19 protein-coding genes are annotated in these 23,239 nt (G+C 62.7%); 13 read left to right on the top strand and 6 right to left on the bottom strand.

Annotated elements, in window-relative coordinates; genetic code table 11:
- The first annotated feature begins 112 nt into the window (after positions 1-112).
- The 4 genes from A4C63_RS12410 (at position 113) to A4C63_RS12395 (ending at position 4,999) form a co-directional block, all read left to right on the top strand.
- On the top strand, positions 113-838 hold the full coding sequence (locus A4C63_RS12410) for a ScpA family protein (protein ID WP_162276787.1): 726 nt from the start codon (positions 113-115) through the stop codon (positions 836-838).
- The gene (scpB, locus tag A4C63_RS12405) at positions 825-1,595 is read left to right on the top strand and encodes an SMC-Scp complex subunit ScpB (RefSeq protein ID WP_063912897.1); all 771 of its coding nucleotides are present in this window, start codon (positions 825-827) and stop codon (positions 1,593-1,595) included. The genes A4C63_RS12410 and scpB overlap by 14 nt, the downstream gene beginning before the upstream one ends.
- Positions 1,596-1,869: 274 nt before the next feature.
- Positions 1,870-2,937, top strand: coding sequence for a 23S rRNA pseudouridine(2605) synthase RluB (gene rluB, locus A4C63_RS12400; protein ID WP_063912896.1), 1,068 nt, complete (start codon positions 1,870-1,872; stop codon positions 2,935-2,937).
- A 643-nt stretch (positions 2,938-3,580) separates the two neighbouring features.
- Complete coding sequence (locus tag A4C63_RS12395; RefSeq protein ID WP_172827514.1) at positions 3,581-4,999, top strand: amino acid permease; 1,419 nt, start codon at positions 3,581-3,583, stop codon at positions 4,997-4,999.
- 181 nt (positions 5,000-5,180) lie between these two features.
- On the opposite strand, the gene A4C63_RS12390 is transcribed toward A4C63_RS12395, so the two are convergent.
- Positions 5,181-6,065 carry a LysR substrate-binding domain-containing protein gene (locus A4C63_RS12390; protein ID WP_063912894.1) on the bottom strand — a complete coding sequence of 295 codons (885 nt, stop codon included), beginning with the start codon at positions 6,063-6,065 and terminating at the stop codon, positions 5,181-5,183.
- A 152-nt stretch (positions 6,066-6,217) separates the two neighbouring features.
- Here A4C63_RS12390 and A4C63_RS12385 point away from each other — a divergent pair, with 152 nt between their 5' ends.
- Positions 6,218-9,238 carry an FAD-binding and (Fe-S)-binding domain-containing protein gene (locus tag A4C63_RS12385; RefSeq protein ID WP_063912893.1) on the top strand — a complete coding sequence of 1,007 codons (3,021 nt, stop codon included), beginning with the start codon at positions 6,218-6,220 and terminating at the stop codon, positions 9,236-9,238.
- A gap of 140 nt (positions 9,239-9,378) precedes the next feature.
- On the opposite strand, the gene A4C63_RS12380 is transcribed toward A4C63_RS12385, so the two are convergent.
- From A4C63_RS12380 to phhA, 4 genes are all read right to left on the bottom strand, one after another.
- On the bottom strand, positions 9,379-10,575 hold the full coding sequence (locus A4C63_RS12380; RefSeq protein WP_063912892.1) for an MFS transporter: 1,197 nt from the start codon (positions 10,573-10,575) through the stop codon (positions 9,379-9,381).
- Between the two features lie 91 nt (positions 10,576-10,666).
- The gene (locus A4C63_RS26765) at positions 10,667-10,795 is read right to left on the bottom strand and encodes a hypothetical protein (RefSeq protein WP_256202935.1); all 129 of its coding nucleotides are present in this window, start codon (positions 10,793-10,795) and stop codon (positions 10,667-10,669) included.
- A 190-nt stretch (positions 10,796-10,985) separates the two neighbouring features.
- Positions 10,986-11,342: a 4a-hydroxytetrahydrobiopterin dehydratase gene (locus A4C63_RS12370; protein ID WP_003254532.1), complete on the bottom strand. Its 357-nt coding sequence runs from the start codon at positions 11,340-11,342 to the stop codon at positions 10,986-10,988.
- Between the two features lie 39 nt (positions 11,343-11,381).
- Positions 11,382-12,170 (bottom strand): phenylalanine 4-monooxygenase, encoded by a 789-nt coding sequence (gene phhA / locus A4C63_RS12365; protein ID WP_003260109.1) that lies wholly within the window; start codon positions 12,168-12,170, stop codon positions 11,382-11,384.
- A 256-nt stretch (positions 12,171-12,426) separates the two neighbouring features.
- On the opposite strand from phhA, the gene A4C63_RS12360 reads away from it, so the two are divergent.
- A complete protein-coding gene (locus tag A4C63_RS12360) occupies positions 12,427-13,986 on the top strand; it encodes a sigma-54-dependent transcriptional regulator (protein WP_063912891.1) in 1,560 nt (519 codons plus the stop codon).
- Between the two features lie 90 nt (positions 13,987-14,076).
- Here A4C63_RS12360 and A4C63_RS12355 read toward each other — a convergent pair whose 3' ends face one another.
- The gene (locus tag A4C63_RS12355) at positions 14,077-14,331 is read right to left on the bottom strand and encodes a DUF2790 domain-containing protein (protein WP_003260110.1); all 255 of its coding nucleotides are present in this window, start codon (positions 14,329-14,331) and stop codon (positions 14,077-14,079) included.
- Between the two features lie 397 nt (positions 14,332-14,728).
- Between A4C63_RS12355 and acs the strand changes: the two genes are divergently transcribed.
- The 7 genes from acs to A4C63_RS12320 all read left to right on the top strand — a co-directional run bounded on the left by acs (position 14,729) and on the right by A4C63_RS12320 (position 23,213).
- Complete coding sequence (gene acs, locus A4C63_RS12350; RefSeq protein WP_063912890.1) at positions 14,729-16,690, top strand: acetate--CoA ligase; 1,962 nt, start codon at positions 14,729-14,731, stop codon at positions 16,688-16,690.
- Positions 16,691-17,319: 629 nt separating this feature from the next.
- Positions 17,320-18,105: an ABC transporter substrate-binding protein gene (locus A4C63_RS12345; RefSeq protein WP_046614631.1), complete on the top strand. Its 786-nt coding sequence runs from the start codon at positions 17,320-17,322 to the stop codon at positions 18,103-18,105.
- Positions 18,106-18,193: 88 nt separating this feature from the next.
- Positions 18,194-18,883, top strand: a complete 690-nt coding sequence (locus A4C63_RS12340) for an ABC transporter permease (RefSeq protein WP_003260113.1) — start codon at positions 18,194-18,196, stop codon at positions 18,881-18,883.
- Entirely contained in the window at positions 18,880-19,578 is a 699-nt protein-coding gene (locus tag A4C63_RS12335) for an ABC transporter permease (protein ID WP_063912889.1), read from the top strand. Before A4C63_RS12340 ends, A4C63_RS12335 begins: the two co-directional genes overlap by 4 nt.
- Before the next feature lie 22 nt (positions 19,579-19,600).
- Entirely contained in the window at positions 19,601-20,365 is a 765-nt protein-coding gene (locus tag A4C63_RS12330; RefSeq protein WP_025340127.1) for an ABC transporter ATP-binding protein, read from the top strand.
- Between the two features lie 98 nt (positions 20,366-20,463).
- On the top strand, positions 20,464-21,444 hold the full coding sequence (gene argR / locus A4C63_RS12325; protein ID WP_063912888.1) for a transcriptional regulator ArgR: 981 nt from the start codon (positions 20,464-20,466) through the stop codon (positions 21,442-21,444).
- Between the two features lie 548 nt (positions 21,445-21,992).
- A complete protein-coding gene (locus A4C63_RS12320) occupies positions 21,993-23,213 on the top strand; it encodes an aspartate aminotransferase family protein (RefSeq protein ID WP_063912887.1) in 1,221 nt (406 codons plus the stop codon).
- The last annotated feature ends 26 nt before the right edge of the window (positions 23,214-23,239 follow it).

The following is a 23,239-nucleotide window of genomic DNA, read 5'->3' as shown; positions in this document are numbered from 1 at the left end:
GCCCGAGGCACCGGCCGAACAGGCCGAGGCGCCTCGGCAGCTGCAACTGGCCCTGGTCTATGGCGAAGCCCTGACCGAGCTGCCGCTGGACCTGTACATCCCGCCGGACGCCCTGGAAGTCATCCTCGAAGCCTTCGAAGGCCCGCTGGACCTGTTGCTGTACCTGATCCGCAAGCAGAACATCGACATCCTCGACATCCCGGTAGCGGAAATCACCCGCCAGTACATGGGCTACGTGGAGCTGATGAAGAGCGTGCGTCTGGAGCTGGCCGCCGAGTACCTGGTGATGGCTGCCATGCTGGCCGAGATCAAGTCGCGCATGTTGCTGCCGCGCTCGGCCGACGTCGAGGAGGAGGAGGGTGACCCGCGCGCCGAACTGATCCGCCGCCTGCAGGAATACGAGCGCTTCAAGGCGGCCGCCGAAGGTATCGATGAGTTGCCACGGGTCGGTCGCGAGGTGGTGGTACCGCGCTTGGAGGCGCCGCAGGCCAAGGTGCGCAAGCTGTTGCCCCAGGTCAGCCTGGAAGAGCTGCTGGTGTCGATGGCCGAGGTGATGCGCCGCAACGACCTGTTCGAAAGCCACCAGATCACCCGCGAGACCTTGTCCACCCGCGAGCGCATGAGCCAGGTGCTGGAACGCCTGAAAGGCGGCGGTTTCGTGCCGTTCGTCGAGCTGTTCGCCGCCGAGGAGGGCAAGTTGGGTGTGGTGGTGACCTTCATGGCGATTCTCGAGCTGGTGAAGGAATCGCTGATCGAACTGGTGCAGAATGAACCTTTCGCCGCCATTCACGTGCGGCTCCGCCCGGCGCTTGTTGAAGAACCTGATGAACCTGAATGAACCCCGCGACCTGGCGTCGCTGATCGAAGCCTTTCTGCTGGCTTCGGGCAAGCCGCAATCCCTGGAGCGCCTGTACGAATTGTTCGAAGAGGCCGAGCGCCCCGAGCCCAAGGTGTTCAAGCAGGCCCTGGAGGTGCTGGGCAAGTCGTGTAATGGCCGCGCTTTCGAGTTGAAGGAGGTGGCCAGCGGCTACCGCCTGCAAATTCGCGAGGACTATGCCCCTTGGGTCGGGCGCCTGTGGGAAGAGCGCCCGCAACGTTATTCACGTGCGCTGCTCGAGACGCTGGCCCTGATCGCCTATCGCCAGCCCATCACCCGGGGCGAAATCGAGGATGTGCGTGGCGTGGCGGTGAACAGCAACATCATCAAGACCCTGATGGAGCGCGAGTGGATCCGTGTGGTCGGCTACCGCGAAGTGCCCGGGCGGCCAGCGATGTTTGCCACCACCAAGGCGTTTCTTGACCACTTCAACCTCAAGAGCCTGGATGAGCTGCCGGCCTTGGCCGAGCTGCGGGAGATGGAGCCCGAGCCGCTGCTTGACCCGGACGATGCGCCGGTGCCGGCCCACTTGCAGGCGTTGGCGGATGCCAGCCTTGGGGAAGAAGAAGAGGTTGCCGAGCCGAAGGAGGAGACCAGCTTCCGCAGCCTGCTGGTGGAACTGGATGCCATGGAAGAAGGGCTGAAGACCGATTTTGATGATTTGCGTGAGGAAGAGCCCGAGGACTCGGTGGAGGAAGAGGGCAAGTCACTGCCCTGATTCCTTTGTTGTCTGTGCTGGCCTCTTCGCGGGCACGCCCGCTCCCACAGGGATATCACAGGTCCTGAGGGCTGCGCGGTACCTGTGGGAGCGGGCGAGCCCGCGAAAGGGCCGGAACCGGCACCACATCACCATTAGGCAGAAACCCCTCGCAAAGCCCACAAAACCCTCTACCCTCCAGTGCGTTCCCCCGCCGAACCGCGTATGATGCGCTGCCTTTTGGCGCATTCGTCGCCAGAACCCTTATTTCATTCCTACACCGGGAGGTGCCCAGATGAGTGAGCAAGACCTGCAAGATACCGAAATCACCCCTCCATCCGGCGAAAAGCTGCAGAAAGTGCTGGCGCGCATCGGCGTTGGCTCGCGCCGTGACGTCGAAGCCTGGATCAGCCAGGGCCGCATCAAGGTCAACGGCGTCGAGGCCACCCTCGGCCAGCGCGTCGACCTGCACGACGCCATTGCCGTGGATGGCAAGCTGATCAAGCGCGAAGAGGCCGCCGAGGCCACCCGCCGGGTGATCATGTACAACAAGCCCGATGGCGAAATCTGCACCCGTGACGACCCGGAAGGCCGCCCGACCGTGTTCGACCGCCTGCCACGGCCGAAAGAAGGCCGCTGGATCAACATCGGCCGCCTCGACATCAACACCACCGGCTTGCTGCTGTTCACCACCGACGGTGAACTGGCCAACCGCCTGATGCACCCGTCCTACGAGATGGACCGTGAATACGCGGTACGTGTGCGTGGTGAGGTCGACGACGAGATGATCGAGCGCCTGAAGGCCGGCGTGATGCTGGAAGATGGCCCGGCCAAGTTTACCGACATCCAGAAAGCTCCCGGTGGCGAAGGCTTCAACCACTGGTACCACTGCGTGGTGATGGAAGGCCGTAACCGTGAAGTGCGTCGCCTGTGGGAGTCCCAGGGCATGGTGGTCAGCCGCCTGAAGCGCGTGCGTTTCGGCCCGGTGTTCCTCAACTCCGACCTGCCGATGGGCCGCTGGCGTGAAATGACCCAGGGCGAAATCGACATCCTCGCCGCTGAAGTGGGTCTGCAGCCGGTGGCGCTGCCAGCCATGAAGCTCAAGGCCAAGGACAAGATGGAGCGCCTGCAGCGCAAGTCCAGTCGCCCGCTGGGCCGTGGCGAGCGCGTGCGCAGCCTGCGCCCGGCTCATGAAGGTGCTGCTGCCGACGCACGCCCGGCACGCCAGCCGCGTGAGGAGGCCCCGCGCAAGACCGGCCGTGGCAGCACCGTGGCCGAGCGCCCGAGCGAAATGCGCAAGCGTCCGGGCAAGCCTGAAGGCGACAAGCCGGCAGGCCGTGGTCGCGGCAAGCCGCGTGGCTGATTGGCCTTTGCTTTAAAGAGAACCAGCCTTCGGGCTGGTTTTTTTATGGCTGTGAGATTTTGGGGCTGCAAAGCAGCCCCAAGATATTGAACAAAAAGAATTTTTCGGACGACTGGCAAGTTCTCGAACCACCTTGTAAAGAAATTTGTACATTTATGGCCGAATTCAGCCCTGATTTCAGATTAATCCCGGCTGTGTAAACAAACCTTGCCGCCGCCAATGCGCAAAAGCCGCCGTCCTGCCCCCGCCTACCCTTGCCCAAACCCCCGCCCCACGGTGTTATAGCCGCCATTGCCGTGTGCAAAAGCCTGTCCACAGAGCCAGGCTGACAAAACAACAAATGGAGGCGCCATGTACGCCGATCACTCCGCCTTTCAAGGCCCACACCACAGGATCGCTGCGTTTTTTCCCAAGGAAACGATGCAACGCGTTGACGCCTGCGCGTTTGCAGGGGTATACAGTGCGCCGCGTTTTACCTGTGACTCCTTTGCGTACCGCGCACTCTTGATCACGCCTGGTTGACCCGCCCCGGCGGCACCTGAGGTCAAGAAACCCAAGGTAATCACCTTGCCCATTCCGCTGCGCCACGAGCGCGGTGGGTCCGATTCCGTCACAGATAAAAACAATGCAGGTGACTTCGTTCATGAGTGGACAAAACATGCATTCAGGCGAGCTCAAGCGGGGCCTGAAGAACCGCCATATCCAGTTGATCGCCCTCGGTGGTGCGATTGGTACCGGCCTGTTCCTCGGCTCGGCAGGCGTGATGAAATCCGCTGGCCCGTCGATGATCCTTGGCTACGCCATCTGCGGCTTCATCGCCTTCATGATCATGCGCCAGCTCGGCGAAATGATCGTCGAAGAGCCGGTGGCCGGCTCGTTCAGCCATTTCGCCCACACCTACTGGGGTGGTTTCGCCGGCTTCCTGTCAGGCTGGAACTGCTGGGTGCTGTACATCCTGGTGGGCATGTCGGAGCTTTCGGCGGTCGGCAAGTATGTTCACTACTGGTGGCCGGAGATCCCTACCTGGGTCACGGCGGCAGCGTTCTTCGTGCTGATCAACGCCATCAACCTGATGAACGTGAAGTTCTTCGGTGAGGCCGAGTTCTGGTTTGCCATCATCAAGGTGGTGGCCATCGTCAGCATGATCGGCCTGGGTGCCTACCTGCTGACCAGCGGCAGCGGCGGCCCTGAAGCCACCGTGGCCAACCTGTGGTCGCATGGCGGCTTCTTCCCCAACGGTGTCAGCGGGCTGGTGATGGCCCTGGCCTTCATCATGTTCTCCTTCGGTGGCCTGGAAATGCTCGGTTTCACCGCCGCCGAGGCCGACAAGCCGAAGACCGTGATCCCCAAGGCGATCAACCAGGTCATCTACCGTATCCTGATCTTCTATGTCGGTGCCCTGGTGGTGCTGCTGTCGCTGACCCCGTGGGACAACCTGGTCGCCAGCATCGATGCGTCCGGTGGCAGCTATGGCAGCAGCCCGTTCGTGCAGGTGTTCTCGCTGCTGGGCAGTGACGTGGCCGCCCACCTGTTGAACTTCGTGGTCCTGACTGCGGCACTGTCGGTGTACAACAGCGGCACCTACTGCAACGCCCGCATGCTGCTGGGCATGGCCGAACAAGGCGACGCCCCGGCGGCGCTGGCCAAGGTCGACAGCCGCGGTGTACCAGTGCGCTCGATTCTGGTGTCGGCAGCCGTGACCCTGATCGCGGTGCTGCTCAACTACCTGATGCCGTCGAACGCGCTGGAACTGCTGATGTCGCTGGTGGTGGCCACCCTGGTGATCAACTGGGCGATGATCAGCTACTCGCACCTGAAGTTCCGCCAGCACCTGGACCGCACCGGCCAGAAGCCGCTGTTCAAGGCGCTGTGGTACCCCTATGGCAACTACATCTGCCTGGCGTTCGTGGTGCTGATCCTGGGCATCATGCTGATGATCCCGGGTATCCAGGTTTCCGTGTATGCAATCCCGGTGTGGCTGTTCGCCATGTTCGTGGCCTACATGATCAAGCCGCGTCGCAAGGCGCAGGCTGTTGGGGCTGCTGGTAGCGTGGCCCGATAAGGCGCTACAGGTGGTAGAAAAACCCGATGCCAGGTGACTGGCTTCGGGTTTTTTGTTGCTTGTGCCGGCCCTTTCGCGGGCGAGCCCGCTCCCACAGGGATATCACCTGAGCCGAGGGCAGCGCTACACCTGTGTGGGAGCGGGCGTGCCCGCGAAAGGGTCGGTACAGGCAGCCCAGACTTCAGATCTGTTCGAGCAACCAGCTACGAAACGCCCGCAGCGACGGCAACGCCTCATTCCTCGGCGGGTAGATCAGGTAATAACTGCGCTGGCTGGCAAATGCCCCCCCGGGGCTGTACAGCTCACCCTTGGCCAGTTCCTCCTCCACCAGTATGCGCGGCACCAGGCCGATGCCAATCCCGGCCCGAACTGCCTGGATCAGGTGCGAGGTCAGCTCGAAGCTCGGCCCCAGGCGCATTGCCCGGTGCGCCAGGCCATGGTGCGAGAACCACTCGCCCCAGGCATGCGGGTTGTTGGCCACATTCAGCAGCACCTCTTCACTGATGCGTACCGGGCTCCAGCCCTGGCTGTCCATGCCAGCCTCCGGCGGCAATATCACCACCAGTTCCTCGGCATGCAGGCGGTGGCAGATCAGCCCCGGCAGGTCGTGGCTGGCCACGCCGATGGCGGCGTCGATTTCGCTGGTGTCGAAGTTGATGGCTTCGATACGTGAATGAATGTGCACCAGCATGCCCGGGTGGGCGCTGTAGAACGCATGCAGCCGCGGCAGCAGCCATTTCGAGCCGAAGGTGGGCAGGGTGGCCAGGCGCAAGGTGCCCACCCCCGACTGGTAGGCCAGTGCCTGCAGGGTGGCGCTGCGGATGCGCCCCAGTGCCTCGCTGAGCTCGCGCTGGTACAGTCGACCGACATCGGTCAGCTGCACCTGGCGCCCTTCGCGGCGGAACAGGGTCAGGCCCAGCTGCTGCTCCAGTGCCTGCACCTGGCGGCTGACCGCGCTCTGGGTCAGCGACAGCTCGGCGGCGGCGCGGGTGTAGCTTTCATGCCGGGCGGCGGCCTCGAAAGCCAGTAGCAGCGACATGGACGGGGTCAGGTGGCGGTAATTCATTCATAAAAGTCATTGATAGCGGCAGGATTATCCGTTTGCCCCTGAAGCGAAACTACAGGAACATTGGCCTATACGTCATCCCCGCATGCCATCACCCATGCCGGAACGACAGGAATCCCGTGAATTAGCCAATATCAAGAGGCCATCCTTCGATGATCGCCCAGCTGCCGACCGTTGCCCCTGGCGCCAATTACCCCGAATTCCTCGAAGCCCTGCGCAACAGCGGCTTCCGTGGCCAGATCAGTGCCGACTACGGCACCCGCACGGTGCTGGCCACCGACAACTCGATCTACCAGCGCTTGCCGCAGGCGGCGGTGTTCCCGCTGGACGCCGACGATGTGGCGCGGGTCGCCACGCTGATGGCCGAGGCGCGCTTCCAGCAGGTCAAGCTGACCCCGCGCGGCGGTGGCACCGGCACCAACGGCCAGTCGCTGACCGACGGTATCGTCGTCGACCTGTCGCGGCACATGAACAAGATCCTCGAAATCAACGTCGAGGAACGCTGGGTACGGGTGCAGGCCGGTACGGTCAAGGACCAACTCAACGCCGCGCTCAAGCCGCACGGGCTGTTCTTCGCCCCCGAGTTGTCCACCTCCAACCGCGCCACTGTCGGCGGCATGATCAACACCGATGCCAGCGGCCAGGGCAGCTGCACCTATGGCAAGACCCGTGACCACGTACTGGAGCTGCACAGCGTGCTGCTCGGTGGCGAGCGCCTGCATAGCCTGCCGATCGACGATGCCGCGCTGGAGCAGGCCTGTGCCGCGCCCGGCCGGGTCGGCGAGGTGTACCGCATGGCGCGCCAGATCCAGGAAACCCAGGCGGATCTCATCGAAACCACCTTCCCCAAGCTCAACCGTTGCCTGACCGGCTACGACCTGGCGCACCTGCGCGACGAGCAGGGTCGCTTCAACCTCAACAGCGTGCTGTGCGGTGCCGAGGGCTCGCTGGGCTATGTGGTCGAAGCCAAGCTCAATGTGCTGCCGATCCCCAAATACGCCGTGCTGGTCAACGTGCGCTACACCAGCTTCATGGATGCCCTGCGTGACGCCAACGCGTTGATGGCGCACAAGCCGCTGTCGATCGAGACTGTCGACTCCAAGGTGCTGATGCTGGCGATGAAGGACATCGTATGGCACAGCGTCGCCGAATATTTCCCGGCCGACCCCGAGCGCCCGACCCTGGGCATCAACCTGGTGGAGTTCTGCGGCGACGAGCCGGCCGAGGTCAATGCCAAGGTGCAGGCGTTCATCCAGCACCTGCAAAGCGATACCAGCGTCGAGCGCCTGGGCCACACCCTGGCCGAGGGGGCCGAGGCGGTGACCCGCGTCTATACCATGCGGAAACGTTCGGTGGGCCTGCTGGGCAACGTCGAGGGCGAAGTACGCCCGCAACCGTTCGTGGAAGACACCGCGGTACCGCCGGAGCAACTGGCCGACTACATTGCCGACTTCCGTGCGCTGCTGGATGGCTACGGCCTGGCCTACGGCATGTTCGGCCACGTCGATGCCGGCGTGCTGCACGTGCGCCCGGCGCTGGACATGAAGGACCCTGCCCAGGCCGCACTGGTCAAGCCGATTTCCGACGCCGTGGCGGCACTGACCAAAAGCTACGGAGGCTTGCTGTGGGGCGAGCACGGCAAGGGCCTGCGCTCGGAATACGTGCCGGAGTACTTCGGCGAGCTGTACCCGGCGCTGCAGCGCCTGAAGGGCGCTTTCGACCCGCACAACCAGCTCAACCCAGGCAAGATCTGCACCCCGTTGGGCAGTGCCGAGGGCCTGACCCCGGTCGATGGCGTGACCCTGCGCGGCGACCTCGACCGTACCATCGACGAGCGCGTGTGGCAGGACTTCGGCAGCGCCGTGCACTGTAACGGCAACGGCGCCTGCTACAACTACGACCCCAACGACGCCATGTGCCCGTCGTGGAAGGCCACCCGTGAACGCCAGCACTCGCCCAAGGGCCGCGCCTCGCTGATGCGCGAATGGCTGCGCCTGCAGGGCGAGGCGAACATCGACGTGCTGGCGGCAGCGCGCAACAAGGTGTCCTGGCTCAAGGGCCTGCCGGCGCGGCTGCGCAACAACCGCGCGCGCAGCCAGGGCCAGGAAGACTTCTCCCATGAGGTGTACGACGCCATGGCTGGCTGCCTGGCGTGCAAGTCGTGCGCCGGGCAGTGCCCGATCAAGGTCAACGTGCCGGACTTCCGCTCGCGCTTCCTCGAGCTGTACCACGGCCGCTACCAGCGCCCGTTGCGTGACTACCTGATCGGCTCGCTGGAGTTCACCATCCCGTACCTGGCCCATGCGCCCGGGCTGTACAACGCGGTGATGGGCTCGAAGTGGGTGAGCAAGCTGCTGGCCGACAAGGTCGGCATGGTCGACAGCCCGCTGATCAGCCGCTTCAACTTCCAGGCTACCCTGACCCGCTGCCGCGTCGGCGTGGCCAGCGTGCCGGCCCTGCGTGAACTGACCCCGGCCCAGCGCGAGCGTAGCATCGTACTGGTGCAGGATGCCTTTACCCGTTACTTCGAGACGCCGCTGTTGTCGGCCTTCATCGACCTGGCGCACCGCCTGGGCCACCGGGTGTTCCTGGCGCCTTACAGCGCCAACGGCAAGCCGCTGCACGTGCAGGGCTTCCTCGGTGCGTTCGCCAAGGCGGCAATCCGCAACGCCACCCAGCTCAAGGCCCTGGCCGACTGCGGCGTGCCGCTGGTGGGCCTGGACCCGGCGATGACCCTGGTGTATCGCCAGGAGTACCAGAAAGTACCGGGTCTGGACGGTTGCCCGCAGGTGCTGTTGCCGCAGGAGTGGTTGATGGATGTGCTGCCGGAGCAAGCAGCGACCGCGCCGGGTAATTTCCGCCTGATGGCGCATTGCACCGAGAAGACCAACGTACCGGCCAGCACCAGGCAGTGGGAGCAGGTGTTCGCTCGCCTGGGCCTGAAGCTGGTGACCGAGGCGACTGGCTGCTGCGGCATGTCCGGTACCTATGGGCACGAGGCGCGCAACCAGGACACCTCGCGGACCATCTTCGAGCAGTCGTGGGCGACCAAGCTGGACAAGGACGGTGAGCCGCTGGCCACGGGCTACTCGTGCCGTAGCCAGGTCAAGCGCATGACCGAACGGCAGATGCGCCACCCGCTGGAAGTGGTGCTCCAGTACGCCCGGCGCTGACCTTCAGGGCCTCGGGGGCTGCCTTGCAGCCCTCCTGGTTTACGCCGTCCCTGTAGGAGCAGCCTTGCGCTGCGAAGAGGCCGGTAGAGCCAATAGGTTTTCTTCGGCAGTAATGGCCTCTTCGCAGCACAAGGCTGCTCCTACAAGTCCCGTGCATGCCTTGAAGATGATGCCTGCCGATACAGATACAGACTCAACACCAACCCACAAGCCGCTGCCGCCGCGGCAAACAGAAACATCGAAGCAAAACCGAACCCCGCCGCCACCGCGCCCACCAGCGGCCCGGTCACCCCCAGCGACAAATCGATGAACAGCGAATACGCCCCCACCGCTGCCCCGCGGTTGGCCGCCGACACCTGGTTCACCGCCTCCACCCCCAGTGCCGGGAACACCAGCGAGAAGCCGAACCCGCTCAGCGCGGCCCCCGCCAAGGCCATTTCGGCGCTGGGCGCCAACCACAACATCAGCAGCCCAAGCGTTTCCACCGACAGGCAGGCGATCGCCACCCGGAACCCGCCAATCCGGTTGATCAGGTTGCCGAACAGCAGTCGTGCACTGATGAAGCTGGCGCCGAACAGGCTCAGGGTCAGCGCCGCATTGGCCCAGCCGTGGCTGGCGTAATACAAGGTGATGAAGGTGGCGATGGTGCCAAAGCCGATCGAGCCCAGGGCCAGCCCCGAGCCGTGCGGGAACACCTTGCCCAGCACCCGCAGGAACGGCAGGCGCACGCCACTGACGATCGGCGCGGCTTGCTTGGGCCAGGCCAGCAGCAACCCGAGCGCGCACAGCAGGATGATGCTCACACCCATGCTCCACAGCCCCAGGCCCTTGACCATCAGCACGCCCAGTGGGGCGCCGATGGCCAGTGCGCCATAGCTGGCGATGCCGTTCCAGGAGATGACCTTGGCCGTGTTTTCAGCGCCCACCCGGCCAATGCCCCAGCCAATCGCACCCGAGCCCACCAGGCTTTCGGCACTGCCGAGCACCAGGCGTCCTAGCAGCAGGCAGGCCAGGCTCAGCCATGGCAGGTGGGTGAGGAAGGCGCAGGCCAGCATGAATACCCCGCTGATGCCGCAGCCGGCCAGGCCATACATGACCGCCTTCTTGCTGCCGTGGTTGTCGATGATGCGGCTGGCGGTGGGGCGGCTGAGCAGGGTGGCAAGGTATTGCACGCTGATTACCAGGCCCGCGACCACGGCACTGAAGCCCAGATCGTTGTGCACATAGCCGGGCAGTACGGCCAGCGGGATGCCGATGTTCAGGTAGCCGATGAAGGTGAAGAGGACGATGGAGACGACTTGCAGGGTGACCGCAAGGGGGCGCGGTGAGTGGGGCATGAGGGCCTACGTGGATTCTGGACGGTGTGAAAACGTGATGACGGGGGTGGCCCGCAGGTCAGCCGTTTTCACACAGTCGGGGGATGCGCGGTTATTCCTGGTCAGCGCTGGATTGATCGTCACCATCCTGCTCGACGGCAGTTGCCGGTTCGGCGTGAACGGTCACGGTTGGCTCTTCTGGGTTCAGGCTTGGGAAGGGAAGATTCGGGATTTCATGCATCTCGTCGTTCCTCGCAAGTGTGAGTGAAAAGTCTGCGCCAGGCGCGTTTGAAGCTTCGCAAAGCTGGGGCAGGATACACAAGTCTGGATGACAGTTTGGTTTTTTTGCCGATCGTTTGTCGGTTTTGCGGGCGAACAGCGGACATTTTTCCCATAAAAAATGGGGCCACCGGGCCCCATTTTCTCAGTGCTTACTTGCGGCCTTCAGCCGTCTCCGCCACCTTGTCGGTGCGCGCGCACATGATGAAATCATTGCGGTGCAGGCCTTTGATCGAGTGGCTCCACCAGGTCACGGTGACCTTGCCCCACTCGGTCAGCAGGCCCGGGTGATGGCCTTCGGCCTCGGCGATCTCGCCCACGGCATTGGTGAACGCCAGGGCGTGCTTGAAGTTCTTGAACAGGAACACGCGCTCCAGCTCCATGTGGCCGTCACGTACTTCGATGTTCCAGTCCGGGATTTCGCGAATCAGCTCGGCCAGTTCTTCGTCGGTGACCTTTGGTGCGTCGGCGCGGCAGGCTTCGCAATGGGCTTGGTTCAAGGCATTCATGTGGTGTTTTCCGGTTCGAGTTGTTATCGGCAAGGTCGCTCAGGCAGCGACCTTGGGTGGAAACTTCGGTGCGTGCAGGCCCAGTTGCATGGCTTTGTGAACCATGCCCATGATGTCTTCGTGGGCCAGGTCGAACAGGCGCTTCATATTCGGCAGTACGAAATACAGCGGCTGCAGGATATCGATGCGGTACGGTGTGCGCATGGCCTCGATCGGGTCGAAGGCCTGGTGCTCAGGCTCGCCAGACAGGCTGTAGACGGTCTCTTTTGGCGACGAGAGGATGCCGCCGCCATAGATCTTGCGGCCCTGCGCAGTTTCCATCAGGCCGAACTCGATGGTCATCCAGTACAGGCGCGCCAGGTACACGCGTTGTTCCTTGGTCGCGGCCAGGCCGAGCTTGCCATAGGTGTGGGTGAATTCGGCGAACCAGGGGTTGGTCAGCAGCGGGCAGTGGCCGAAGATCTCGTGGAAGATATCGGGCTCTTGCAGGTAGTCCAGTTCTTCCGGGGTGCGGATGAAGGTGGCCACCGGGAAGCGCTTGCTGGCCAGCAGTTCGAAGAAGGTCTGGAAGGGGATCAGTGCCGGTACCCGGGCAACCTGCCAACCGGTGGTGGCGCCCAGCACCTTGTTGATCTCGCCCAGTTGCGGAATACGGTCATGGGGCAGCTTGAGCTGGTCGATGCCGTCCAGGTATTCCTGGCACGCGCGGCCTTCGATCACTTTCAGCTGACGGGTGATCAGGGTGTTCCATACCGCATGCTCTTGCTGCGGGTAATCGATAAAACCATGCGCATCGGGCTCGCGTGCCACGTATTGCGTCTGTTTCATGTGGCTCTCCTGGTGAGGGCTTTTCTTGTTATGTGCAGGACATGCCTAAGGAATATCCCTTCGCTGGCCGCTTTGCACGGGGGTGGGCCACTGGCGGGGTCGGCTTCTGGCGGTGATTTCGTAACGATAATTTTACAAAAAGGCGCAGGTGTCGGAAAATCCGAGGCATCTGGCTGATGCTTCGGCTGTTTTTGTCAGCTTATCTTTACGACTTTTCCGCGCGATGTTGAAAAACATTGGCGCTTCGAGAGCCCTCATGCGTATCAAAGTGCATTGCCAGAACCGCATTGGCATCCTGCGCGACATCCTCAACCTGCTGGTGGAATACGGCATCAACGTGCTGCGCGGCGAGGTGGGTGGTGACCATGGCAACGCCATCTACCTGCATTGCCCGAACCTGATCAATTTGCAGTTCCAGGCGCTGCGGCCGAAGTTCGAGGCCATCGCCGGAGTGTTCGGCGTCAAGCGTGTGGGGCTGATGCCCAGCGAACGTCGGCACATGGAGCTGAATGCGCTGCTGGGGGCGCTGGACTTTCCGGTGCTGTCGATCGACATGGGTGGCAGCATCGTCGCCGCCAACCGTGCCGCTGCGCAGCTGCTGGGGGTGCGAGTGGACGAGGTGCCAGGCATGCCGCTGGCGCGTTATGTGGAGGACTTCGACCTGCCAGAACTGGTGCGGGCCAACAAGTCGCGCATCAACGGCCTGCGCATCAAGGTCAAGGGTGATGTGTTCCTGGCCGATATCGCGCCGCTGCAGTCCGAGCACGACGACAGCGAGGCACTGGCCGGTGCAGTGTTGACCCTGCACCGCGCCGACCGTATCGGTGAGCGCATCTATAACGTGCGCAAGCAGGAGCTGCGCGGTTTTGACAGTATCTTCCAGAGCTCGCGGGTGATGGCGGCGGTGGTGCGCGAGGCGCGGCGCATGGCGCCGCTGGATGCGCCATTGCTGATCGAGGGTGAGACCGGCACCGGCAAGGAGTTGCTGGCGCGTGCCTGCCACTTGGCCAGCCCGCGCGGCCAGTCGCCGCTGATGGCGCTCAACTGCGCCGGGTTGCCCGAGTCGATGGCCGAAACCGAGCTGTTCGGTTACGGCCCGGGGGCGTTCGAAGGCGCGCGTGCCGAGGGCAAGCTGGGGCTGCTGGAACTGACCGCCGGTGGCACGCTGTTCCTTGACGGGGTAGGGGAGATGAGCCCGCGCCTGCAGGTGAAGCTGCTGCGTTTTCTGCAGGATGGTTGCTTCCGCCGCGTAGGCAGCGATGAAGAGGTGTACCTGGATGTGCGGGTGATCTGCGCGACCCAGGTGGATTTGTCCGAATTGTGTGCCCGTGGCGAGTTTCGCCAGGACCTGTATCACCGGCTCAATGTGCTGTCGCTGCACATTCCACCCTTGCGCGAATGTATGGATGGCCTGGAGGGGCTGGTGCAGCACTTCCTTGACCAGGCCAGCCGGCAGATCGGCTGCGCCATGCCGCGCCTGGCGCCGGCAGCGATGGACAAACTCAGCCAGTACCATTGGCCGGGTAATGTCAGGCAGTTGGAAAACGTGTTGTTCCAGGCAGTTTCGTTATGCGAAGGCGGTGTGGTTAAAAGTGAACATATACGTTTGCCGGATTATGGCGTACGCCAACCGCTGGGTGAGTTTTCGCTGGATGGGGATCTTTCGCAGATTGTCGGGCGCTTTGAAAAAGCGGTGCTGGAAAGTTTGATGGGGGAGTTTCCCAGTAGCCGGGCTTTAGGCAAAAGACTGGGTGTTTCGCATACCACGATTGCCAACAAGTTGAGAGATTATTCGTTGGGCAAGTCGGTAGATTAATAAGCGGTTGGTCAATAACCTGTTAATCAGGTGCAATATTCTTCGCGGGCAAGCCCGCGAAGGGCCCCGGAGGGGCCCCAATCTCAAGGATTAGCCGTTGGAGCAGCCGTTCCCCATCACGCGGTATTCGAGAATGTGCTTCTGGCCCTTGGAGTCCTCGTAGGTCATGCGGGCTGGCACGACTTCGCACACATTGGGCACTTCGCTCATGGAAATGACGCGGGCAATGTCCAGGTGCTGCGAGTAACTGTACTGTTCAACCGGAATCTGCTCGGCATCTTTGGCTTCGCCGGCCATCGCCGCGCCGCAAAGACTGCCAAGTACCAATACCAGTAAAGCTTTCATTTTCTATTTACCTGTCTAAGGTCGTGAGGGGGCACGCGGCGCTTATGGCGCCGCGAGTATTGCTAGTTTTAACTATCGGGTTTGGATGGGGATTAACGTTGCCTTCGTGGGGGCTGTTACCAGTTGTTAATCGCCTTGCCGTTGCTGGCGAGGTGAATTTTATGGCTGGGGCCAAGGCCGAAACAGTGGCTCTTTTGATAAAGTGTTTTGACAGAATCTGTAACAATCCTCGGGCAAACGGCCCCACTTTTTCCTCACCAGGGCTGTAAGGTGCGTGCCAGAGCGCTCTGTCAGAACGGGCGTACCAAATTACTACCAACGTCGAATGGCTTTTGTCGCTCTGGTACAGTTACAAACGGTTCCATACAAAAACAACTATTACACCGAGGTAACACAGATGAGTGCGGCTCCACTGTATCCCGTTCGTCCCGAGGTTGCGGCCACCACCCTGACCGACGAGGCCACCTACAAGGCCATGTACCAGAAATCGGTGATCAACCCGGACGGCTTCTGGCGCGAGCAGGCCCAGCGCATCGACTGGATCAAGCCGTTCACCAAGGTCAAGCAGACCTCCTTCGATGACCATCATGTCGATATCAAATGGTTCGCCGACGGCACTCTGAACGTTTCCTCCAACTGCCTGGACCGCCACCTCGAAGAGCGCGGCGACCAGCTGGCCATCATCTGGGAAGGCGACGACCCTTCCGAGCACCGCAACATCACCTACCGCGAACTGCACGAGCAGGTCTGCAAGTTCGCCAACGCCCTGCGTGGCCAGGATGTGCACCGGGGTGACGTGGTCACCATTTATATGCCGATGATCCCCGAGGCCGTGGTCGCCATGCTGGCCTGTGCCCGTATCGGTGCGATCCATTCGGTGGTGTTCGGCGGCTTCTCGCCCGAGGCGCTGGCCGGCCGTATCATCGACTGCAAGTCCAAGATCGTGATCACCGCCGACGAAGGCGTGCGCGGCGGCCGACGTACCCCGCTCAAGGCCAACGTCGACCTGGCGCTGACCAACCCTGAAACCAACAGCGTGCAGAAAATCATCGTGTGCAAGCGCACCGGTGGCGACATTGCCTGGCACCAGCACCGCGACATCTGGTACGAAGACCTGATGAAAGTGGCCTCCAGCCACTGCGCGCCGAAAGAGATGGGTGCCGAGGAAGCGCTGTTCATCCTTTATACCTCCGGTTCCACTGGCAAGCCGAAGGGCGTGCTGCACACCACCGGTGGCTATCTGGTATATGCCGCGCTGACCCATGAGCGCGTGTTCGACTATCGCCCGGGCGAGGTGTACTGGTGCACCGCTGACGTGGGTTGGGTCACCGGCCACAGCTACATCGTCTACGGCCCGCTGGCCAACGGCGCCACCACCCTGCTGTTCGAGGGTGTGCCGAACTACCCGGACATCACCCGTGTGTCGAAGATCGTCGACAAGCACAAGGTCAACATCCTGTACACCGCGCCAACCGCCATCCGCGCGATGATGGCCGAAGGCGAGGCCGCGGTTGCCGGTGCCGATGGCTCCAGCCTGCGTCTGCTTGGTTCGGTGGGTGAGCCGATCAACCCCGAAGCCTGGAACTGGTACTACAAGACCGTGGGCAAGGAGCGTTGCCCGATCGTCGACACCTGGTGGCAGACCGAGACCGGCGGCATCCTGATCAGCCCGCTGCCGGGCGCTACCGGCCTCAAGCCGGGTTCGGCAACCCGTCCGTTCTTCGGCGTGGTGCCGGCGCTGGTGGACAACCTGGGCAACCTGATCGAGGGCGCTGCCGAAGGCAACCTGGTGATCCTCGATTCCTGGCCGGGCCAGTCGCGTTCGCTATACGGCGACCACGACCGTTTCGTCGATACCTACTTCAAGACCTTCCGTGGCATGTACTTCACCGGCGACGGTGCGCGCCGTGACGAGGATGGCTACTACTGGATCACCGGCCGCGTGGATGACGTGCTGAACGTGTCCGGTCACCGCATGGGTACTGCCGAGATCGAAAGCGCCATGGTGGCGCATGCGAAAGTGGCCGAGGCGGCGGTGGTGGGTGTGCCGCACGACATCAAGGGGCAGGGCATCTATGTGTATGTCACCCTCAATGCCGGTATCGAGGCCAGCGAGCAGCTGCGCCTGGAGCTGAAGAACTGGGTGCGCAAGGAAATCGGCCCGATCGCCTCGCCGGACGTGATCCAGTGGGCGCCGGGGCTGCCGAAGACCCGTTCGGGCAAGATCATGCGCCGTATCCTGCGCAAGATTGCCACGGGTGAGTACGATGCCCTGGGCGATATCTCGACCCTGGCCGACCCGGGTGTGGTGCAGCACCTGATCGATACCCACAAGGCCATGAGCCTGGCTTCGGCCTGATAGCGAAGCAGGGCGCACGCTGAAGGCTTTGTGCGATCCCTGTGGGAGCGGCTTTAGCCGCGAAGAACCCAGCGCGGTAGATGGCACCGGCGTTGCCGGTGTTCGCGGCTGAAGCCGCTCCCACAGGGTAAGGCGTGTGCTGTACCTGTGAGATCAGCCAATAAGAACCCCGTCCGGGCAACCGGCGGGGTTTTTTGCTTTACTGTTACCCGACATTCATCGGTAACTGTTCTGTCACCGGCCCCGCACACTATCGGGGCGCCAGGAAACAATTCCGGCCCGTTTCGGTGCGTTCCCGCAGCCATTTTTTGCAACACAGCACGCTACACTTGCCGTACTACAAGGCTTTGCCAATAATAGGCCCGGGAATTGCTAGGTCTATAGGTTCTATTTCTTGCGCTTTTGCATATTTTGCAATGGCTGTCAACATTGCCCGCTGCGGTTTCAGGCGCTTCTGTAAGTAGTTGTCGCTTTGAAGAAATATCGACTACCGGGCTGTCGTTAAAATGCCACTCACTCGCTCGTGGTCTGCGGCCTTGGTCGAACCCTGCGCGGCTCGCGTTGTACCCATTCGCATATCGGGCAGCCGTTACCTGCCTTGTATTGCCCCGTACCGATGGAGTTACCTGATGAAGAAGCTCGCACTGCTTGGCGCCCTGGCGCTGTCCGTGTTTTCCCTGGTGTCGCAGGCCGATGAAAAACCGCTGAAAATCGGCATCGAAGCCGCCTACCCACCCTTTGCCTTCAAGCAGCCAGACGGCAGCATCGCCGGTTTTGACTACGACATCGGCAACGCTCTGTGCGAAGAGATGAAAGCCAAGTGTACCTGGGTGGAGCAGGAGTTCGACGGCCTGATCCCGGCGCTGAAAGTGCGCAAGATCGACGCCATCCTGTCGTCCATGTCGATCACCGACGACCGCAAGAAATCGGTCGACTTCACCAAGCGCTACTACCTCACCCCGGCGCGCCTGGTGATGAAGGAAGGCACTGCCGTCAGCGACAGCCTGGATGAACTCAAGGGCAAGAAGATTGGTGTGCAGCGCGGCTCGATCCATGACCGCTTCGCCAAGGAAGTGCTGGGCGCCAAAGGTGCCACCGTGGTTCCTTACGGCACCCAGAACGAAATCTACCTGGACGTGGCTGCTGGCCGCCTGGACGGCACCGTGGCTGACGCCACCCTGCTGGAAGACGGTTTCCTCAAGACCGACGCCGGCAAGGGCTTCGCCTTCGTAGGCCCGTCCTTCACCGACGCCAAGTACTTCGGTGACGGTATCGGCATTGCCGTGCGCAAGGGTGACAAGGCCAACGTTGATCGCATCAACGCGGCCATCGATGCCATCCGTGCCAACGGCAAGTACAAAGAAATCGAGAAAAAGTACTTCAACTTCGATATCTACGGTCCAGACTCGAATTAAGACGTCGGGTTTCACCTGTGCAATGGTGCAAACAGCAGAGGCTCTGAGGTTTGCACCATTTTTCATTCTCTAGGTCGAGGACCTCATCATGTTGAAAGGCTACGGGGCAGTCATCCTCGACGGGGCGTGGCTGACGCTTCAGCTCGCCCTGTCGTCGATGGCCCTGGCCATCGTGCTCGGCCTGATCGGTGTGGCGCTGCGCTTGTCGCCGGTGCGCTGGCTGGCCTGGCTGGGCGATCTGTATTCCACGGTGATTCGTGGCATTCCGGACCTGGTCCTGATCCTGCTGATCTTCTACGGCGGTCAGGACATCATCAACCGGGTGGCGCCGCTGCTCGGCTATGAAGACTACATCGACCTGAACCCGCTGATCGCGGGTATCGGTACCCTGGGCTTCATTTTTGGCGCCTACCTGTCGGAAACCTTCCGCGGTGCGTTCCTCGGTATTCCGAAAGGCCAGGCCGAAGCGGGCGTGGCGTACGGCATGAGCAACCGCCAGGTGTTCTTCCGCATCCAGGTGCCGCAAATGATTCGCCTGGCGATCCCGGGCTTCACCAACAACTGGCTGGTGCTGACCAAGGCCACCGCGCTGATCTCGGTGGTGGGCCTGCAGGACATGATGTTCAAGGCCAAGCAGGCGGCTGACGCCACCCGCGAGCCTTTCACCTTCTTCCTGGCGGTGGCGGCTCTGTACCTGGTGCTGACCAGCATCTCGCTGCTGGCCCTGAAGTATCTCGAGCGCCGCTACTCGGTGGGCGTCAAGGTGGCTGAACTATGATCTTCGACTACAACGTCGTCTGGGAGGCATTGCCGATGTACTTCGGCGGCCTGCTGACCACCCTCAAGCTGCTGGCGATTTCGCTGTTCTTCGGCCTGCTGGCGGCCATTCCGCTGGGCCTGATGCGGGTGTCCAGGCAGCCAGCGGTCAATTTCGTGGCGTGGCTGTACACCTACGTGATCCGCGGCACGCCAATGCTGGTGCAGCTGTTCCTGATCTACTACGGTCTGGCGCAGTTCGAGGCAGTGCGCGAAAGCTTCCTCTGGCCGCTGCTGTCCAGCGCTACCTTCTGCGCCTGCCTGGCATTCGGCATCAACACCAGCGCCTACACCGCCGAAATCATCGCCGGCAGCCTCAAGGCCACGCCCCATGGCGAAATCGAGGCGGCCAAGGCCATGGGCATGTCGCGCATGAAGATGTACCGGCGCATCCTGCTGCCGTCGGCCCTGCGCCGGGCGCTGCCGCAGTACAGCAACGAAGTGATCATGATGCTGCAGACCACCAGCCTGGCGTCGATCGTCACCCTGATCGACATCACTGGCGCTGCGCGCACGGTCAATGCCCAGTACTACCTGCCTTTCGAGGCCTACATCACGGCGGGCGTGTTCTACCTGTGCCTGACCTTCATCCTGGTGCGCCTGTTCAAGATGGCCGAACGCCGCTGGCTCGGCTACCTGGCGCCGCGCAAGCACTGACCGCTTTGTGAGAATCGACAGCATGTACAAACTCGAAGTCCAAGACCTGCACAAGCGCTACGGCAGCCATGAAGTGCTCAAGGGCGTGTCCCTGTCGGCCAAGGCAGGCGATGTCATCAGCATCATCGGCTCCAGCGGTTCGGGCAAGTCGACCTTCCTGCGCTGCATCAACCTGCTGGAGCAGCCGCACGCCGGCAAGATCCTGCTCAACAATGAAGAGTTGAAGCTGGTGCCGGGCAAGGACGGCGCGCTCAAGGCTGCCGACCCGCGTCAGCTGCAGCGCATGCGCTCGCGCCTGTCGATGGTTTTCCAGCACTTCAACCTGTGGTCGCACATGACTGCGCTGGAAAACATCATCGAAGCGCCGGTCCATGTGCTGGGCGTGAACCGCAAGGAGGCCCTGGAAAAGGCCGAGCACTACCTGGCCAAGGTTGGTGTCGCGCACCGCAAGGACGCCTTCCCTGGGCATATGTCCGGCGGTGAGCAGCAACGGGTGGCCATTGCCCGGGCGCTGGCCATGGAGCCGGAGGTCATGCTGTTCGACGAGCCGACCTCGGCGCTGGACCCGGAGCTGGTGGGCGATGTGCTCAAGGTGATGCAGGCGCTGGCCCAGGAAGGCCGCACCATGGTGGTGGTGACCCACGAAATGGGCTTTGCCCGCGAGGTGTCCAACCAGCTGGTGTTCCTGCACAAGGGCCTGGTGGAAGAAACCGGTTGCCCGCGCGAAGTGCTGGCCAACCCGCAGTCGGAGCGCCTGAAGCAGTTCCTCTCCGGCAGCCTGAAGTAAAAACTGCATTTTTGCACCAGAATAGGGCATGCTGCGCGGCGAGCGCAGCCTGACCCGGCGCACAGACTCGAACGACCTCAGGTTTCGGACCGCACCCTATGACCACCCAGCGAATCGGTTTTCTCATCTGGCCCAGCACCAGGCCCCTGACCCTGGCGCTGGCCGAGGAAGTGTTGCTGGTGGCGCAGCGGGTGCACCCGGAAGTGGCCTACGAACTGGTCTTCTTGCAGGCGGAGCCGGCGCAGGAGGGCAGCTGGCGTCTGCCGGGCGAGGCGTGGAATGGTCGCCTGGATGGGTGTCACAAGCTGTTTCTGGTGGCCGACGAGCAGCCGTCGGCGGTGGGGGCAGCGTTGTCGGCGGCGCTCAAGCAGCTGGCGCGCAGTGGCTGCATGATCGGCGGCCTGTCGGCCGGGGTTTACCCCCTGGCGATGCTGGGCATGCTCGACGGTTACCGCGCTGCGGTGCACTGGCGTTGGCAGGATGATTTTGCCGAGCGCTTCCCCAAGGTCATCGCCACCAGCCACCTGTTCGACTGGGACCGTGATCGCCTGACTGCCTGTGGCGGCATGGCCGTGACCGACCTGCTGCTGGCGGTGCTGGCCCGTGACCATGGGGCGGAGCTGGCCGGGGCGGTGTCGGAGGAGCTGGTGGTCGAACGCATCCGCGAGGGTGGCGAGCGCCAGCGCATTCCGCTGCAGAACCGCCTGGGCTCGAGCCATCCCAAGCTGACCCAGGCGGTGCTGCTGATGGAGGCCAACATCGAAGAGCCGCTGACCACCGACGAAATTGCCCAGCATGTGTGTGTGTCGCGCCGGCAGCTGGAGCGCATCTTCAAGCAGTACCTGAACCGCGTGCCGAGCCAGTATTACCTGGAGCTGCGGCTGAACAAGGCGCGCCAGATGCTGATGCAGACCAGCAAGTCGATCATCCAGATCGGGCTGTCCTGCGGCTTCTCGTCGGGGCCGCATTTTTCCAGTGCCTACCGCAACTTCTTTGGCGCAACGCCGCGCGAAGACCGCAACCAGCGGCGCAGCAGCAGCCCGTTCGAGCTGAGCTCGGCGCCTGCCGAAAAAGGCTGATATTTCGGGTGGGTTCGGGGCGTATGCCTTGGGTTTGATGGTGCGGCGGAAATCGAGCGCCGCCCGCGCGGCGCTTCGCAGCACAAGGCTGCTCCTACATCTGTTTCGGGCCAGTTATTCCTGAGGCGAGGGCGCGCGGCCCCTTGGTGTTCACCTCGATATTGCGTCGGACAAACAAGGCGGTCGCGTGTGATGGTGCAGGCGTGACTGGCCCGAAACAGATGTAGGAGCAGCCTTGTGCTGCGAAGCGCCGCGCGGGCGGCGCTCGATCTCTCAGGCGCCACACGAACCTCGCCGGACATCCTGCACGATTCACCAGGCAACCAGCCCCTCACAAACCTTCGTGAACACCCGTTCACCCAGCCCCCTCTCTCCCGTACACTGCGCGATTGCGACAGTGTTTGTCGCATTGCCGAAAGCCTTGTCAAAACTGGGTTTTGCGCTGTAACAAGTTGTCGCTTGGCCGCAAGGACAGGCGCGGATCAGTCCTTACAATCCCCCCCATCGCTCGCCACTTCCAGGCCAGCGTTCCTCTTCAGGAGACTCAGATGTCCGTTGAGCAAGCCCCGGTGCAACGTGCCGATTTCGACCAGGTCATGGTCCCCAACTATTCTCCGGCGGCCTTCATTCCTGTGCGAGGCGAGGGTTCCCGTGTTTGGGACCAGTCAGGTCGCGAGCTGATCGACTTTGCCGGTGGCATCGCGGTCAACGCCCTGGGCCACTGCCACCCGGCACTGGTCAAGGCCCTGACCGAGCAGGCCAACACCCTCTGGCACGTATCCAACGTGTTCACCAACGAGCCGGCCCTGCGCCTGGCCCACAAGCTGGTGGACGCTACCTTTGCCGACCGTGCGTTCTTCTGCAACTCCGGCGCCGAATCCAACGAGGCCGCCTTCAAGCTGGCCCGTCGCGTTGCCCATGACCGCTTCGGCCCGGAAAAGCACGAAATCATCGCCACCGTGAACAGCTTCCACGGCCGTACCCTGTTCACCGTCAGCGTCGGTGGCCAGCCGAAGTACTCCGACGGCTTCGGCCCGAAGATCACCGGTATCAGCCATGTGCCGTACAACGACCTGGAAGCGCTGAAGGCACAGATTTCCGACAAGACCTGCGCCGTGGTGATCGAGCCGATCCAGGGCGAGAGCGGCGTGGTGCCGGCCGACAAGGCCTACCTGGAAGGCGCGCGCAAACTGTGTGACGAACACAACGCCCTGCTGATCTTCGACGAAGTGCAGACCGGCGTGGGCCGTACCGGTTCGCTGTATGCCTACCAGCACTACGGCGTGACCCCGGACATCCTGACCAGCGCCAAGAGCCTGGGCGGCGGCTTCCCGATCGGCGCCATGCTAACCACCACCGAGCTGGCCAAGCACCTGGCCGTCGGCACCCACGGCACCACCTACGGCGGTAACCCGCTGGGCTGCGCCGTTGCCTGCGCGGTGCTGGACGTGGTCAACACTCCGGAAACCCTGGGCGGCATCAAGACCAAACATGAGCGCTTCAAGGTCCGCCTGGAGCAGATCGGTCAGAAGTACAACCTGTTCAGCCAGGTACGTGGCGTTGGCCTGCTGCTGGGCTGCGTGCTGACCGAGGCCTGGAAAGGCAAGGCCAAGGACGTGCTCAACGCTGCCGAGAAAGAAGGCGTGATGGTGCTGCAGGCCGGCCCGGACGTGGTCCGCTTCGCGCCAAGCCTGGTGGTTGAAGACGCCGACATCGATGAAGGCCTGGACCGCTTCGAGCGCGCCGTGGCTACCCTGACCCAGGGCTGATCCGCCTGCTGTCCCCTCACCGGCCA

Source organism: Pseudomonas sp. p21 (genome assembly GCF_001642705.1).
GTDB lineage: Bacteria > Pseudomonadota > Gammaproteobacteria > Pseudomonadales > Pseudomonadaceae > Aquipseudomonas.
Note: the sequence above shows the minus strand (reverse complement) of the source record. Positions and strands in the feature narration are given on the sequence as shown.

Coding starts and splice junctions, on each gene's coding strand:
- scpB (WP_063912897.1), top strand. CDS start 825: ATGAACCTGAATGAACCCCGCGACCTGGCGTCGCTGATCGAAGCCTTT.
- rluB (WP_063912896.1), top strand. CDS start 1,870: ATGAGTGAGCAAGACCTGCAAGATACCGAAATCACCCCTCCATCCGGC.
- A4C63_RS12395 (WP_172827514.1), top strand. CDS start 3,581: ATGAGTGGACAAAACATGCATTCAGGCGAGCTCAAGCGGGGCCTGAAG.
- A4C63_RS12390 (WP_063912894.1), bottom strand. CDS start 6,065: ATGAATTACCGCCACCTGACCCCGTCCATGTCGCTGCTACTGGCTTTC.
- A4C63_RS12385 (WP_063912893.1), top strand. CDS start 6,218: ATGATCGCCCAGCTGCCGACCGTTGCCCCTGGCGCCAATTACCCCGAA.
- A4C63_RS12380 (WP_063912892.1), bottom strand. CDS start 10,575: ATGCCCCACTCACCGCGCCCCCTTGCGGTCACCCTGCAAGTCGTCTCC.
- A4C63_RS26765 (WP_256202935.1), bottom strand. CDS start 10,795: ATGCATGAAATCCCGAATCTTCCCTTCCCAAGCCTGAACCCAGAAGAG.
- A4C63_RS12370 (WP_003254532.1), bottom strand. CDS start 11,342: ATGAATGCCTTGAACCAAGCCCATTGCGAAGCCTGCCGCGCCGACGCA.
- phhA (WP_003260109.1), bottom strand. CDS start 12,170: ATGAAACAGACGCAATACGTGGCACGCGAGCCCGATGCGCATGGTTTT.
- A4C63_RS12360 (WP_063912891.1), top strand. CDS start 12,427: ATGCGTATCAAAGTGCATTGCCAGAACCGCATTGGCATCCTGCGCGAC.
- A4C63_RS12355 (WP_003260110.1), bottom strand. CDS start 14,331: ATGAAAGCTTTACTGGTATTGGTACTTGGCAGTCTTTGCGGCGCGGCG.
- acs (WP_063912890.1), top strand. CDS start 14,729: ATGAGTGCGGCTCCACTGTATCCCGTTCGTCCCGAGGTTGCGGCCACC.
- A4C63_RS12345 (WP_046614631.1), top strand. CDS start 17,320: ATGAAGAAGCTCGCACTGCTTGGCGCCCTGGCGCTGTCCGTGTTTTCC.
- A4C63_RS12340 (WP_003260113.1), top strand. CDS start 18,194: ATGTTGAAAGGCTACGGGGCAGTCATCCTCGACGGGGCGTGGCTGACG.
- A4C63_RS12335 (WP_063912889.1), top strand. CDS start 18,880: ATGATCTTCGACTACAACGTCGTCTGGGAGGCATTGCCGATGTACTTC.
- A4C63_RS12330 (WP_025340127.1), top strand. CDS start 19,601: ATGTACAAACTCGAAGTCCAAGACCTGCACAAGCGCTACGGCAGCCAT.
- argR (WP_063912888.1), top strand. CDS start 20,464: ATGACCACCCAGCGAATCGGTTTTCTCATCTGGCCCAGCACCAGGCCC.
- A4C63_RS12320 (WP_063912887.1), top strand. CDS start 21,993: ATGTCCGTTGAGCAAGCCCCGGTGCAACGTGCCGATTTCGACCAGGTC.